The sequence below is a fragment of the Rhodococcus sp. 14-2470-1a genome (assembly GCF_002259425.1).
GTDB lineage: Bacteria > Actinomycetota > Actinomycetes > Mycobacteriales > Mycobacteriaceae > Rhodococcoides > Rhodococcoides fascians_E.
Genome location: NZ_NPFZ01000047.1, coordinates 16704 through 29921 on the forward strand (window position 1 = coordinate 16704; position 13218 = coordinate 29921).

General features: G+C 60.8%; 9 protein-coding genes and 2 pseudogenes. 4 read left to right on the top strand and 7 right to left on the bottom strand.

What is annotated here, in order from left to right; translation table 11 throughout:
- Positions 1–184 precede the first annotated feature (184 nt).
- Together CH292_RS29690 and CH292_RS26295 are read right to left on the bottom strand one after the other, a co-directional pair.
- Entirely contained in the window at positions 185–685 is a 501-nt protein-coding gene (locus CH292_RS29690; protein ID WP_094656223.1) for an RNA polymerase sigma factor, read from the bottom strand.
- Between the two features lie 1035 nt (positions 686–1720).
- Positions 1721–2254 (bottom strand): annotated as a pseudogene (locus tag CH292_RS26295) (aldehyde dehydrogenase family protein); the annotation flags it as partial.
- 220 nt (positions 2255–2474) lie between these two features.
- Between CH292_RS26295 and CH292_RS29085 the strand changes: the two are divergent.
- Positions 2475–2621 (top strand): hypothetical protein, encoded by a 147-nt coding sequence (locus CH292_RS29085; protein WP_179278102.1) that lies wholly within the window; start codon positions 2475–2477, stop codon positions 2619–2621.
- A 480-nt stretch (positions 2622–3101) separates the two neighbouring features.
- On the opposite strand, the gene CH292_RS26305 is transcribed toward CH292_RS29085, so the two are convergent.
- From CH292_RS26305 to CH292_RS26315, 3 genes and pseudogenes are all read right to left on the bottom strand, one after another.
- The gene (locus CH292_RS26305) at positions 3102–4370 is read right to left on the bottom strand and encodes a DUF3500 domain-containing protein (protein ID WP_094656122.1); all 1269 of its coding nucleotides are present in this window, start codon (positions 4368–4370) and stop codon (positions 3102–3104) included.
- 438 nt (positions 4371–4808) lie between these two features.
- Positions 4809–4943, bottom strand: a pseudogene (locus CH292_RS26310) (TetR/AcrR family transcriptional regulator); the annotation flags it as partial.
- Between the two features lie 127 nt (positions 4944–5070).
- Positions 5071–6030 (bottom strand): CdaR family transcriptional regulator, encoded by a 960-nt coding sequence (locus tag CH292_RS26315; protein WP_179278103.1) that lies wholly within the window; start codon positions 6028–6030, stop codon positions 5071–5073.
- Between the two features lie 676 nt (positions 6031–6706).
- On the opposite strand from CH292_RS26315, the gene CH292_RS26320 reads away from it, so the two are divergent.
- The 3 genes from CH292_RS26320 to CH292_RS26330 all read left to right on the top strand — a co-directional run bounded on the left by CH292_RS26320 (position 6707) and on the right by CH292_RS26330 (position 10068).
- Positions 6707–8032 (top strand): MFS transporter, encoded by a 1326-nt coding sequence (locus CH292_RS26320; RefSeq protein WP_094656124.1) that lies wholly within the window; start codon positions 6707–6709, stop codon positions 8030–8032.
- A gap of 113 nt (positions 8033–8145) precedes the next feature.
- Entirely contained in the window at positions 8146–8913 is a 768-nt protein-coding gene (locus tag CH292_RS26325; protein ID WP_094656125.1) for an SDR family NAD(P)-dependent oxidoreductase, read from the top strand.
- A 165-nt stretch (positions 8914–9078) separates the two neighbouring features.
- A complete protein-coding gene (locus tag CH292_RS26330) occupies positions 9079–10068 on the top strand; it encodes an NAD(P)H-quinone oxidoreductase (protein ID WP_094656126.1) in 990 nt (329 codons plus the stop codon).
- Positions 10069–10818: 750 nt separating this feature from the next.
- On the opposite strand, the gene CH292_RS26335 is transcribed toward CH292_RS26330, so the two are convergent.
- Both CH292_RS26335 and CH292_RS26340 read right to left on the bottom strand, forming a co-directional pair.
- Entirely contained in the window at positions 10819–11835 is a 1017-nt protein-coding gene (locus tag CH292_RS26335; protein WP_094656127.1) for a phosphotransferase family protein, read from the bottom strand.
- A complete protein-coding gene (locus tag CH292_RS26340) occupies positions 11832–13064 on the bottom strand; it encodes an acyl-CoA dehydrogenase family protein (protein WP_094656128.1) in 1233 nt (410 codons plus the stop codon). Before CH292_RS26340 ends, CH292_RS26335 begins: the two co-directional genes overlap by 4 nt.
- Between the last annotated feature and the right edge of the window lie 154 nt (positions 13065–13218).

A 13218-nucleotide genomic window follows, 5' to 3' on the forward strand; every position in this document is an offset into this window, starting at 1 on the left:
GTTCCAAAAGGTCGGACTGTGGCAAGGGGCGCAGATTTCGGGCGGGGTCGGCCGAGCGGACCAGGGTACGTAGTTGCTCGTCGTCGAGTTCGGCACCGAGTGGTGCAGTGTTACCGTCTCGCGGGATGTCATTCATTGAGGTCGTCTCCTGAGGAAGCGGAAGGTTGACGGAACCAACTCGTACTCATCGGAGTTTTATCAGGTGAGTACGCAGGCGATTTTTGGCCCGGTGAAGGCGTACTGCGGCCGCATTGACACTAATGTCGAGTGAGCGGGCGATCTCGGCAGGTCCGAGCTGCTCCCACGCCCAGAGTCGCAGCACCTCGGCGTCATTATCCGATAGCATTGTCAACGCTGATGCCACTTGTACAGACGCCCGGTCATCTAATGGTTCGTGGTGTATGTAAGAAAGTGGATCGGCTGCGGCGATGGCATGTATTAGGCGTTCTCGGCGGCGATCGGAACGCTGCGCATTGGCCAAGTTGAGTCGGGCAACTCCGATCGCCCAGGGCACCGGGCTATCGGTCGGTACATCGTCGAGTCGGCGCCAGCACACCAGGAGGGTCTCGTTCAGGAGGTCCTCAGCGGTGGCGGTGTCGGTTCGACGAGCCAAGTACCGGCGTAGCGGTTCGACAACCTCGGCTGCCAGACTGGCGAAGCGGTCTTGATCTGCCCTCCGCATCATGTTCTCCACACCCCTCTATGTCCAGAATGGACCGAGTTCTTACGCAGCATCGACGGGCGTCGTGTGTGGAATTAATCACATGGGAGGATTGGGGGCTCTTGACCGCAGTGGTTTCAGAGCGAGTAGATCCGCGTCCTGTAGACAGTCAGCTCGCCGGAGCGGGTGAGGAGTCGTGCATCGACCCCAGTCAGGTCCATTGTGTGAATCGCTTACCGGTGCGTGGCCGATCTATCGATGATTGTGCGCTTCGCGGGGATACCCATCGCGGTGTGGGGTGTCTTCTCCGCACACGACTCCGGCCCGGGATATGCAACGTGTGCACCGCAGACGTCTGTCCGGCGGCGTTAACGCCGGACTCGTCGACGATCCTCGGGTCGACGATCCTCGGGTACGGGTCGTGCCAGTGGTTGTGTCGACCAGCTCGCTGGCAGTGTGTAGTACCGGTGTCGGGGGTTCTGATCTGACATGATGTCAGCTCCGCCTGGGTTGCCCAGGTTGACCGCACGAGAATTGGTTTCATCGATCAGCACTCCGGATCCTATCCGTCTCTCCGATCGAGAGTTGTCTTCCATATCAGCCCTTCTCAATGGGTGTATCGATGGATGTCGAAGATGTGGTCGACGCTGTCGAGGGCCGGACCACGCGACATTGGGGCTGTGCAATCGGTGTATCAACCGATTGTCGGGTTTAAGCGTGCCGTCAGCTGCCAAATTGATAAGAACACCATCGCAGCGGCGGTGTGAACGTGACCGCGGAGCACTGGCTAGCGTCGATTGGCCGTGCGCTCATTCAGCGGTCCACTAAAATCGGAACACGGGTGCCCTTTTCGATCGCCGTTGACACTCACCACTTCGGTCCGGATGAAATCCCGGCTATGTATCGCTTTCCGGGCTTTTCGAATCCGTCTTTTGATGCTGGGTGAGCAGCATCTGATTTGCTGAGCGGATGGGGCTGCTGCGCGTGACGACGGACTAGGGGTGATGGTCATGTCGTGGTCCTTGTCGAAAGGTGAAGGGGAGTCAGTGCTTGTCTGCGTCAGTGCTTGGCTGGGTCGGCTTTGCCGAAGGTCGGGTTGTGTACCTTGCCGAGCGTGATGTGCACGGCTTGCTGCTGGGTGTAGAAGTCGATGGAGCGGTAGCCGCCTTCGTGGCCGACGCCCGCTTTGAGGCCGCTGAACGGGGTGCGCAGGTCGCGGACGTTGTTGGAGCCACACCATGCCGGGCGTCGATGGCCTGGGCGAAGTTGTGCGAACGTTCAAGGTCGTTGGTCCAGAAATATTCTGCGAGAACGTATTTGACGCAGTTGGCCAGTTCGAGTCCTTCGTCGTCGGTGTCTAACGGGGTGATCGCCGCGACGTGTCCGAAGATCTCTTCCTGGAAGATACGGGCGTCGAGTGCGACGTCGGCGAACACGGTGGGGGTCACGAAGTTGCCCTGCTCGAAGCCTTCGGCCCGGCCGCCGCCGGCCACCAAGGCGGGCTTCGCCCTTGCCGATCTCGATATAGCTCATGACCTTGTCGTAGTGCTCGGGGTGGACCAGTGCACCGGCCTCGGTCACAGGATCGCGCGGGTAGTCGGCACTTCTCCGGCAAAGACGACATCTTGGGTACCGCCTTTCGAAGTCGTTCTCGAGGAGACGAACGGTCGAATCGATCGTGCGGTCGGGAAGCAGCGGGGGCTCAAAAGCGTTGTCCAAGATGTGCAGGGAGATCATGTCGCTCACGTAGGAGGCGCGACTCGAAGCCAGGATTGCGATTTCCCAGTGGCAGCGGGCGATCTCGGACAACTCCATGGAGGTATCGAACAATATCGCCGTCGCGCAGTGGCGACAGAGGATCGCTCTTCACCTCCAGGAAGCCGTGAACGACGAGGACCTGCGGCCGGTGGCCGTCGACATGTATGCCGATTTGATCATGACTACGATGATCGGCCTTTAGGTGACCGCAGTCGTCGACCGTCCACGGGCGTCGAGAAAGATCAGTTGGCGTTGATCGACCCGATCGTGGACGGGTGTCGCGTGTAGAGCGTCTGAGGGGCCAAGCCTCACAACGTCCGATCTCGAGAGACCCAGTTCAGGCGTCTGAGTGAAGATCGCGCAACAAAGTGCGCGCAGTTCTGATGCGCGTTTAGATAGCGCCGTCCACTACTACGCCGTTCCAGCCCTTGGCGAAATCGGCGCCGGCTAAGCGTAGTCGTGTGTCGGTGTGTGGAACGCTTTCCAGCCGTCGAAGAACTGACCTGATCGCAACGTTGCCCACGTCTGACCGGACCACTCGTCGCGACCCAATCGTGTCCACCGCACTCAAGGACTTCCAGGCCCGCAGCCCACACGTCGACGGCCTTCTGCACGGGCCCTATGTTCGCATATGCGTCTTGTCGGCTAACGGACGTCGAGACAAAAGCTCGCTGCGAGGGGATCAGGAGCCTGCGACGCCGACGGGTGGGGTGCCGCCTGCCGGCGGGGTGCCACCGGTTGGTCCGCCGCCCATACTCGTTGCTGCTTGCTGGGTCGCGCTGTTCGCGTAGTCGTTGGTGGGATCTCGGTAGATGGTGTGCACGTGGCCCCAGCCGGAGGTGGTGACGCCGGCGACGTCGGCGCCCGCCGATCCTTGCTGTGCGGCAAACTCGACGTAGACGTTCGGTCCGGAGATCTGGAAGTAGATGCCGTCGCCTTGCGTCATGTCGTAGGTTGTTGCGCCGGACCAGTTCACGTAGGTGGTGTCGAGAGTGGATTCGATCTCGGCGAGTGCGGCGTCCGTCGTTTCTTCGTCGGCCATGCCGGCCCAGTTGGCGATGACGTCGAGGAGCAGTTGCTTCTGTTCGTCGGTGAGGTCGGCGCCGGAAAGGCCGGTGCCGGTGGGGTAGTCGCAGGTGCTGCCGGGTGCGCAGACCATGTTCGCCACAGTGTCGCCCTGGTACAGGGTGGCCTTCTGCTCGTCTGTCAGGCTGTCGTAGAACGCGAACGCATCGGTGTAGATGCCGTCGAACGGTTGTACGTCGTTACCATCGGCGTCGGTGTATTCGGCCGGTTGGATGCCCAAGTGCGTCGGGGCGAACGTGATGGCGTCGGCCGAGCCGTCGAGGGTGGCGTTGATGCCGAGGTGGTGACCGCCGAACTGGACCTCCCAGGCGTTGGTTTCGGACGGGTCGCCGAAGAACGCGATGTAGTACTGGCCCAACGACTCTTCAGTGGAGTTGCTGTTCTCGTGCAGGTATTCGTCGCCGCCCATGATTCCGCTGACGGTGGCGTAGGCGTCGTCGCTGAGTAGGCCTTTGAGCACGGCGAGTGCTGCTGTTTTCTGTTCGTCGGTGAGGTCGGACAGGTTCAAGCCGGCGCGGTCGACGAACGTGACCGGGAAGTTCGACCACGACGTGGTCTTGGTCTCGTCGTCGTAGGAATACAGGACGGAGTCGCGCTGCTCCTCCGACAGCGTGGCCAGGAAAGCTTCGGCGGCGTCGGCAGTGGACGAGATGGTTTCGGCAGTGGTGGTCGCGTCGGTGGGCGCTGAGGCGGATGATGAGGTGGCCCCGGCGCTCTGCGAGGTGCTCGCGGCTGTCGTTGCGGTGGTGGCGTCTGCAGCGCAGCCGCTGAGGGCGAGACCGCCGACGAGTAGGGCCGAGGCGAATGCGAAGCGGATTCGTTTGCGGGGGGAGGTGGGCGATTGGCGAGGTATGTCGATCGTCATGACACGAAGGTTATGGCCCGATCCTGCAAGGTCCCTGTGAGCCAGCTGTGCACTAGCGGTGGAAAGAGCCGATGCGAGCCGCGACTGCCGAAGCTCGGGGTCTGGTGGCCAAACCGGTTCGATGAAAGATCGTGATCAACTGCCCGCCTGAGGTAGCGGTGTTTATTGCTTTGACTATCGATTTGACCGGAATGGCGGACCGCCTTGCTGATACAGACCACGACTAGTTCGGGCGTTGGCAGGCGACACGGAGCCCGGCGGCGACCAGGTTGCGCAGCGAGGTGTCGTCGGTGCCTTAGGGTGCGAGCACCCGTTCCGGGGGAGAGGACTGTGTGCCCGTTGGCTCCGGCGAGAAAGCGGAGCGTGGCGATCAGCGCCTAGTCCGATGCTGGTTGAAGCTGGAGACAGGTGCAGGGTGTAGCGCGAGGCCAACCAAATACTGGTGAAAATCGAATGCACAGTCTGCCTCGTCACGCCCCCAGCCCGTGCCACCGCCGCGATGGTGACGTCCTCGAAGCCGGACTCGGCGATCAGCCCGAGCGTCGCATCGAGAATCTTCGGCTTCGAGCGCATCACCCGATTATGACTGCCTCATTAAGGCTGCGCCCTGCATCTCTGTGCAGTCGTCGTCGATGCCGAACCGGACGAAGGCTGTCGACAATATGATCGATACGTTCGACGCGGACCTCCAGGGGGTGTCCTAACCGCTGGTGGTGAAGCGTCCGCTGGCCCGGGCTGGAAATTGGAACGATGCTCGCCTCGGAGCCAACAGTCTTACGGCAACCAGCAAATCCAGTACGTCGGCGAAGTTGCGCATGTCTTTGCCCGTTCGCTCCGCAATTCGGTCCAACCGGGCATATGCGGTGTTGCTATGGACGTATATTTTCGCGGCTGTAGCTTTTGCATTCAGGTTGGATTCCACATACGCGACCAACGTCACGATGTACAGGCCGTCGGCGTCGTCGTCTTCTTCTACGAAACGGTGAATTCTTGGAGTGATCAGCCTTCGCGCGGTTTCGTCGGCCCGTGTGACCAGGTACTCGAACGCGCTCAAGCTTTCCAATGAATGAACGCCTGGCACCGCGTATCTCGACGATCGAGCCATTGCGGCCTCTCTGTATGCCTTCGGTACGTCGTCGAGACTTTCGTGGACGGTACTGGTACCGAAAGACACCTGCAGGCCGTTCTGGTTCATGGCCTGCAGCACCGGGCGTAGCCGGGCGAGCAGGCTCGAACTTCCCTGGTCGGAGACGGGGAAGATGCCGACGATTTCGGTGCCTCGAATCGTCACCACGCCCTGTGCGCCGGCCTGTGCCGCTTGGCCGAGTGCTCGCGCGATCACTCGCTTGTCACCGGTGTCGTCGACGGTTCCCCCAACACCTACAACGATTTTGGAGGATTGGACGAATCCTGCGTCGCGCAGCGAATCCTGCCTGATTCCCATTGCAGGTGGCCGTCCGGCCAGGAGGTCCTCCACCAGATCGCGTGCTGCCCGGTCGGCGTCGGCGAGTAGGTATTGTTGGGCCTCGATATAGCTCTCCGCTGCTGCTGTGCTCCCGGCCTCGATGACCTGCATGACGTACTGGACCGATGCTGTTGCGGCCGCACTCAGTTCTGGGTGATCTGCGGTCAACTCGAGGATCATTTCCCACAATGTCATCTGACTGATTCGGAACGCTTGTAGGAAGTCTGCGAGTGGGATGTTTTGAGTAACGCGGCGCATCGAGTAGGTTGCGGCCACTTCGAACTCCGCCCGCCGGGATGGCCGCTGCTCCATCAAGCTTCGAACAAAGGTTTTGAAAACGTAGTGACAGTGAGCTGCTACATCCTCGCGCAGTGTGGAGTCCGCGTTGTTGCGGTAGCTGGGGACCTGTTCGCACACACGTGAGGCTGCACGATCGGAGATCACCTGGAGTGATTCCTCGATCTTTATCGCGAACGTGTGCACAGCTTCACGCTCTCTCTCGATCGATTCTCGCGGACTCACCAGCTTCACCGACCTCGCTCGTGTTCGACGGTTGTGCGTACGGGCGGCACCTCGTCTACAAGTCTCCGGGCCACCATGGTCCGATCACAGCGTACCCCGTTGCTCGTTCATCACGGATGACAATGTTCGTCAGAGGTTTCGGGCTAGTCGACAGCGTCGTCGACGTGGAGCTGGGCGTTTGGATCACTTTTTCCGGGGTCGTTGCGGCCAGAGCACCTCTGCTTGGGGGGCTGCGTAGCTCTTCGTCACCCCCTAGTGACTAGTAGGGGCCACCACTTTCCCTGTGGCCGAGTCACAGAAAAGTGGTGGCTACCTTCCGTAGCGTAGAGATACAGGTCACAGTTGCAGAATGACATCAAAGACTCTGGCTGCACCAGTGACGCATCTCAAAGATGCGCGCCGGGCGTCGATGGCGGCCGCACTTGCATCGTCGCTCGAGTGGTACGACTTCTTCATATACGGTACCGCCGCCGCCCTCGTGTTCAACAAGACATTCTTCTACACCGGCGACCCGGTCCTGTCTGCTATCAACTCGTTCGCCAGCGTGGCGGTTGCGTTCGTTGCCCGGCCGTTCGGCGGAGTGGTGGCCGGACACTTCGGCGACAAAATCGGGCGCAAACCGGTCCTCGTTGCGGCCATCGTGTTGATGGCCTGCGCAACGTTCATGATCGGTCTGACGCCGGACACCGAAATCATCTGGGTGGCACCCGCTTTCCTTGTCCTCTTGCGTATTGCGCAAGGATTGGCGTTGGGTGCGCAGTGGGGCGGCGCAATGCTGCTCGCCACCGAATACGCACCCGAGAACAGACGCGGTTTCTACGGAAGTTTCGCCCAGATCGGAGTGCCGGTAGGGGTGCTGACCGGAAACCTCGTGTTCCTGTTGCTGTCCAATGCAATGGACAACGAAACCTTTTTGAGTTGGGGATGGCGGGTCCCGTTCCTGCTGAGCATTCTCATGCTCGCAGTCGGCCTGTACATCCACAAGTACCTCGAAGAGACACCGTCGTTTCGAAACGCCGAAAAGGCGATGCTGAATGCGCCGAAACAGAGTTCACCCGTGATACAGGTGATTCGCAACAATGGTTCCACCATTATTCAGGCAGCAGGAACTTTCGTCGTCATCAACGCGATTTTCTATTCGACGATCATTGCCTCGCTTCAGTATGCAGACGTTGTGCTGGGAATTTCGACCTCTCAGGTCCTTCTGCCGATCCTGGCGGGTGCCGCGGTACAGGTAGTACTCATGCCGCTCTCGGCGCTGGCATCGGATATCTACGGCCGGGTGAGGGTATACACGATCGGGATCACGCTTCTCGGACTGTGGGCGTTCCCCATGTGGTGGATCTTCAGCCAGGCGACCCCGGACAACACCCTCCCCATCTGGATCTCGATCGTTCTTGCCTCGGCGTTGATCAGTATCAGTTATGGACCCCAAGCTGCACTTTTCAGCGAGATATTCCCGGCTGCCCTGCGCTACTCGGGAGCATCCCTCGGATATCAGATCGCCACAATTGTCGGCGGTGCAACCCCGGTCATCATGGTCAGTCTCATCAACGGCGACAGCGACAACTGGTGGCGATTCTCCGCATACATCGTGGCGCTTTCCATTGTCGCCCTGATCAGCGTGGCAATGATTCATAGAAACACCACACACTCCAACCGAGAATCGGTGTAGCCATCAATAGTTGCTCAACGCTTCGATGTCTGTGCGAACACCGTCAGCGCCCACGCGCCGATGGTACGACCTGACTGACACGACCAGAACAACACGCAACCGAAAGGGCTTGCATGAACTCAGCAGTGGAGCGTTTCGGCCTCGCGGGACGAGTCGCAATCATCACGGGCTCGAGTTCGGGCCTCGGGCGCGGTTTCGCACGGGCGCTCAGCGACGCCGGCGCTGCCGTCGTCCTTGCTGCCCGCAGACAGGAGCAGTTGGCGGACCTTGCCGCCGAGATTACCGTGGCTGGACGTGAAGTCCTCATCGTCACAACGGACGTGTCCAACAAGCAGGCGTGCACTGCCTTGGTTGCGGAAGCCATGGATACATTCGGACGAGTCGACGTACTGGTCAACAATGCAGGAATAGGAACGGCAGTACCTGCGCTGCGGGAAACCGAAGAGCAGTTTCGTGCCGTCATCGATGTGAACCTGATGGGGACCTATTGGATGGCGCAGGCGTGCGCCCGGGTGATGTCACCGGGTTCGGCCATCGTGAACATCGCAAGTGTTTTGGGTCTGATCAAATCCTATGCGCCACAAGCTGCCTACTCCGCCAGCAAGGCCGCGGTCATCGGCCTGACCAGAGATTTGTCCCAACAATGGTCCGGGCGACGAGGCATTCGCGTGAACGCGATCGCTCCAGGATACTTCGAGAGCGAGATGACCGCATCGATTCCCAATGAGCTGCTCACGCAATTTGTGGCACAAACATCGACACTGGGGCGACTGGGCCTGCAACATGAACTCGACGCAGCGGTGCTGTTCCTTGCCAGTAATGCCTCGTCGTACATAACCGGAATCACGCTACCGGTCGACGGTGGCATGTCCGGCCACTAATACGGCATCGATGGCTGGTCGTTGATCGATGTGCTCCGCCGGGCCTAACGCCGGACACACCTCGGATAGCGTTGTACGCCATCGGCGAGATCGGACCCATCGCGGCTCGACACAACCCAGGGCGACTGCTCTGGGTTGTCCACTGACATCGGAAGGAAGACTTACATGTACGCAGTGACCATGCACTGCCACGGAGGGCCGGATGTCCTGCAGTGGGCGAAGTATCGGGACCCTCGACCAGCTCCGGGTGAGGTGGTGATCGACGTTGCCGCCGCCGCGGTCAACAGAGCCGACGTGATGCAACGGCAGGGCAACTACCCACCCCCGCCAGGTGCCTCGGAGATACTGGGACTCGAATGCTCGGGAACCATTGCCGAAGTGGGCGTGGGGGTATCGCGGTGGAGCGTCGGAGACGAAGTCTGCGCTCTGTTGTCAGGAGGGGGGTACGCCGAGAAGGTAGCGGTCCCAGCGGCCCAAGTACTGGAGGTACCAGCCGGGGTCAGTGTGGTCGACGCAGCCGCGTTGCCGGAGGTAGCGTGCACGGTCTGGTCGAACCTGGTCATGTCTGCAGGTCTCGGCCCGGGGCAGTTGTTGCTGATCCATGGTGGTGCCAGCGGTATCGGCACCCATGCCATTCAGGTTGCTACCGCGCTCGGTGCGAGAGTCGCGGTGACGGCCGGATCGGCGTACAAGCTCGACAAGTGTCGTGAACTCGGTGCCGAGTTCACGATCAACTACCGAACCGATGACTTTGTCGAGGTGATGATCGGAACGGGTCCGCGGGGAGGAGCGGATATCATTCTCGACAACATGGGCGGGGAGTACTTGAAGCGGAACGTCGACGCTCTGGCATTCGATGGGCAATTGGTCGTGATCGGGATGCAAGGAGGACGAGCCGGCGAACTCGACATCGGAAGTTTGCTCGCCAAGCGGGGATCGGTGGCGGCAGCCAGTTTGCGGGGGAGGCCACTCACAGGACCGTCGAGCAAAGCCGATGTCGTGTCGGCGGTTACAGCGGGATTGTGGCCGTTGATTACAGCGGGTCGGGTCGTGCCGGTCGTGCACACCAGATTGCCGATCACGGCGGCGGGCGATGCGCATGAGCTTCTCGACTCGTCCGACACCGTAGGGAAGGTGATACTCACCGTCGACTAGTGACGCGCCCTGTGTGCGAGGTGAGTGTGCTACTGCGACCGATAGCGCCGACGAGCAGGTGAACACGTCCGTTTATGGGTATCCCCTCCTTTTGGCGGATGCATCGCATCGAGAAGCCGGGCCGAATCAGTGCCCCGTTCGGGCATTGAGAAATGATGCAGTCCCAGGAGTGGAACGTTATTTCACTCTGGAAGAGTTCACCCATTGAGCTACCAGCAGACATGCAGGCTGAATATGGTTCTCTGCACAATGATCACCGAGTCCACTCGTGCCCAGCTCTTGGCCGAGGTGGACACCGCACTGATCTCGCGCGTTGGCCGGAGGTCTACTGCTCCGCGGATGCGTCTCCGACGCGCTCGACTCCAGCGAATCGGTCATCTCCGGAACCAGTGTGGCTGCAACGAGCGAGATCTGGCCACGCCGGCGGTGCGCAGCAAAGGCAGCACTTCAAGTATTCGAAGGCGCTTTGCAGCGACGGCGCGTACGAAGCGATTACCGGCCTCATGGGCGGGGCCCGATACTCGAGCCGAAGCAGCACATTCGACCGCCGACACGACCGACAATCAGAAGCAGTAGTTGCTCGATGTCATCGCGAACTGGGTGGGTACGGCGGACGAGGAAGCTACTCCGCCACACTCGCGCGGATGGAAGCAACCATTTGGAACGGAGTTGCGTGAGCTGTTCCAGGGCAACGAAATATGACGTGATGACAAGCGGTGGAAGCTACTTCAAGATTTCCGGCCCCGCTTTTCAGCGAGCCAAAGCACGCAGGCCTGTTGCGATGAACTCGCCTGTCACATCGGCGGCGTCTCCGGCTCCGTTGCCCGAGTCCGATCCCGCCAAGGCTCGGTGGGTAATTCCTTCGCCGATAACACCGAGTTTGAAGTTCGCGAGCGCTACGTAGAAGTTCCAGTGTTCGAGTTCTCGCCCAGACTCGCGGACATATTGCTCAGCGAGGTCGTTCGGGGAGGGATACCGCGGGCTTGTCCACGCGGCCTTGACGCCCAGCACGGCGTCGAAAATCGGTTGCCGGTAGGCGCACATCAGTGCGACATCAGTCAACGGATCGCCGATTGTCGACATTTCCCAATCCACCACCGCTGCAACCGATGTGACGTCGTTTTGGACAAGAATTGTGTTGTCCACTCGAAAGTCGCCGTGGACGATCGACGCCGCAGACCGCGGAGGCACGGACGCAGCCAATGCGGCGTGCAACCTGTCGACGTCGGCTAGTTCTCGAGTTTTCACACGCTGCCATTGGCGATTCCACGTGGCCACCTGCCGCGCAGCGAACCCATCAGGGCGGCCGAAATCGGCCAGTCCGACTGCGCGGTAGTCCACCGCATGCAGTCGGGCAAGGACGCGCACCAGCTCACTGGCATTTGCGTTGATCTGTGCATCGGAGAGATCTTCGAGATCGGCCTGCGAACGGATGACACGTCCTCGTTCGAAGCCGACGATCGTCATCGGTGCTCCGAGGACTGTCCCGTCTCGATCGAACGCGACGGCAGCAGCGACGGGCACATCGGTGGGTTCGAGCGCACGGGTGACCGCCCACTCTCGAGCCATGTCATGCGCAGACGGTGTCAGTCCACTGGTCGGCGGTCTGCGTACAACCCAGGACGAGTTATCGTCGTACGCTCTGAACGTGAGGTTCGATCGGCCACCACTGATCGATTCGACCCGCAAGTCCCCGTGTAACTCGACTCCGCTGTCGAGTAGGAATTGCGTCAAGGCGCGCGTGTTCATCCCCGCGAGCTCGTTCATGCGTGCGCCTGAGACGTCGCCTGCACATTGTTGTTCACAGCTCGCTTTGCTTGTCCCACAGCACGCTTCGCGATCGCCCACCGGTGCACCTCTGATGGGCCGTCGTAGACCCTGAACGGCCGGACCTCGCGGGAGAGCCTGGCGAGAGGTAGGTCGTCGGAGACGCCGATTCCACCGCACATCTGTATTGCTCGATCGACGATGCGGAACACCGCTTCGGCACCGTACGTCTTGGCAATGGAGGCTTCGTTCCCGGCCTCGCTTCCCCGGTCGAGAAGGAAACATGCGTTCGTCAGGAGTGCACGGGTAGCTGCGATGTCGATCTCGTTGTCGGCAACCATTTTTTGCACCATTCCGAGGTCTCCGAGCTTGCTACCGAACCCTGACCTCTGCGCGACACGCAGGACCGCGATGTCGTGGGCTCGACGCGCGGCACCGAGCCATCGCATCACATGGGTCATGCGCGCGGGCCCCAGTCGTACCTGCGCATAGGAGAAGCCCTCGTCCACCGCTCCGAGTACGTTCTCGTCCGGCACGAACAGGTTGTCGAAGAACACTTCGCAGTGCCCGCCGATCATCGCCTTGTCCAGCGTGCCGATGTGTCGGCCGACCTCGATCCCCGCGGAGTCGGCGGGCGCAAGGAACATCGTCGCCCCGCCGCGATTACCGGGCTGACCCGAAGTTCGGGCCATGATGATGAAGAATCCGGCTCCATCGGCTCCGGTGATCAACCACTTGTGGCCGCTGATCTTCCAGCCCCCCTCTGCTCTGACTGCCTTCGTCGTCAAAGCAGAGGGATCAGAGCCGGCACCTGGCGCTGGTTCCGTCATCGCGAAGGCGGACCGCAGTTCTCCTCGCGCGAGGGGCGCAAGAAATTGTTCTCGCTGCATCGGCGACGCGATATGGGCGAGCATGTGCACGTTGCCTTCGTCGGGCGCTGCGAGATTGAGTGCAATAGGACCGAAGAGTGAGTAACCCGCTTCCTCGAACACCGGCGCTCTGTCGCTCATGTTCAATCCGTGCCCACCGAATTCGACCGGGGCGTGGGGAGCGAAGACCCCAGCACGTTTGGCGTCCGCCTGCATCGTGATCCGCAGTTCGTCGCCGCCGGCGTCGGCGATGTTACCGAGATACCGGTCCTCGAGTGGCACCACGTAGTCACGCGTGAAATTGCGAGTCTTCTCGATCAACGTCTGGACCCCGGGTTCGTAGGTCAGGTCGATGGCCATCGTCGTCTCCTCGTTCGGTACCGAGCGAACGCTCGGTCGCTCTTTCGGTCAGCGTGACACATCTCCTGCCGGCGGTCAATGCCCGCTCGCGGATGGGACATCGTCCCAAGATGATTCGCTCGCGCGACAAAGTCTGCCCACAGTGGGCATTCGC

Excerpts from the sequence above, each read along its gene's own strand:
- CH292_RS29690 (WP_094656223.1), bottom strand. The coding sequence starts at position 685 with ATGATGCGGAGGGCAGATCAAGACCGCTTCGCCAGTCTGGCAGCCGAG.
- CH292_RS29085 (WP_179278102.1), top strand. The coding sequence starts at position 2,475 with ATGGAGGTATCGAACAATATCGCCGTCGCGCAGTGGCGACAGAGGATC.
- CH292_RS26305 (WP_094656122.1), bottom strand. The coding sequence starts at position 4,370 with ATGACGATCGACATACCTCGCCAATCGCCCACCTCCCCCCGCAAACGA.
- CH292_RS26315 (WP_179278103.1), bottom strand. The coding sequence starts at position 6,030 with ATGACATTGTGGGAAATGATCCTCGAGTTGACCGCAGATCACCCAGAA.
- CH292_RS26320 (WP_094656124.1), top strand. The coding sequence starts at position 6,707 with ATGACATCAAAGACTCTGGCTGCACCAGTGACGCATCTCAAAGATGCG.
- CH292_RS26325 (WP_094656125.1), top strand. The coding sequence starts at position 8,146 with ATGAACTCAGCAGTGGAGCGTTTCGGCCTCGCGGGACGAGTCGCAATC.
- CH292_RS26330 (WP_094656126.1), top strand. The coding sequence starts at position 9,079 with ATGTACGCAGTGACCATGCACTGCCACGGAGGGCCGGATGTCCTGCAG.
- CH292_RS26335 (WP_094656127.1), bottom strand. The coding sequence starts at position 11,835 with ATGAACGAGCTCGCGGGGATGAACACGCGCGCCTTGACGCAATTCCTA.
- CH292_RS26340 (WP_094656128.1), bottom strand. The coding sequence starts at position 13,064 with ATGGCCATCGACCTGACCTACGAACCCGGGGTCCAGACGTTGATCGAG.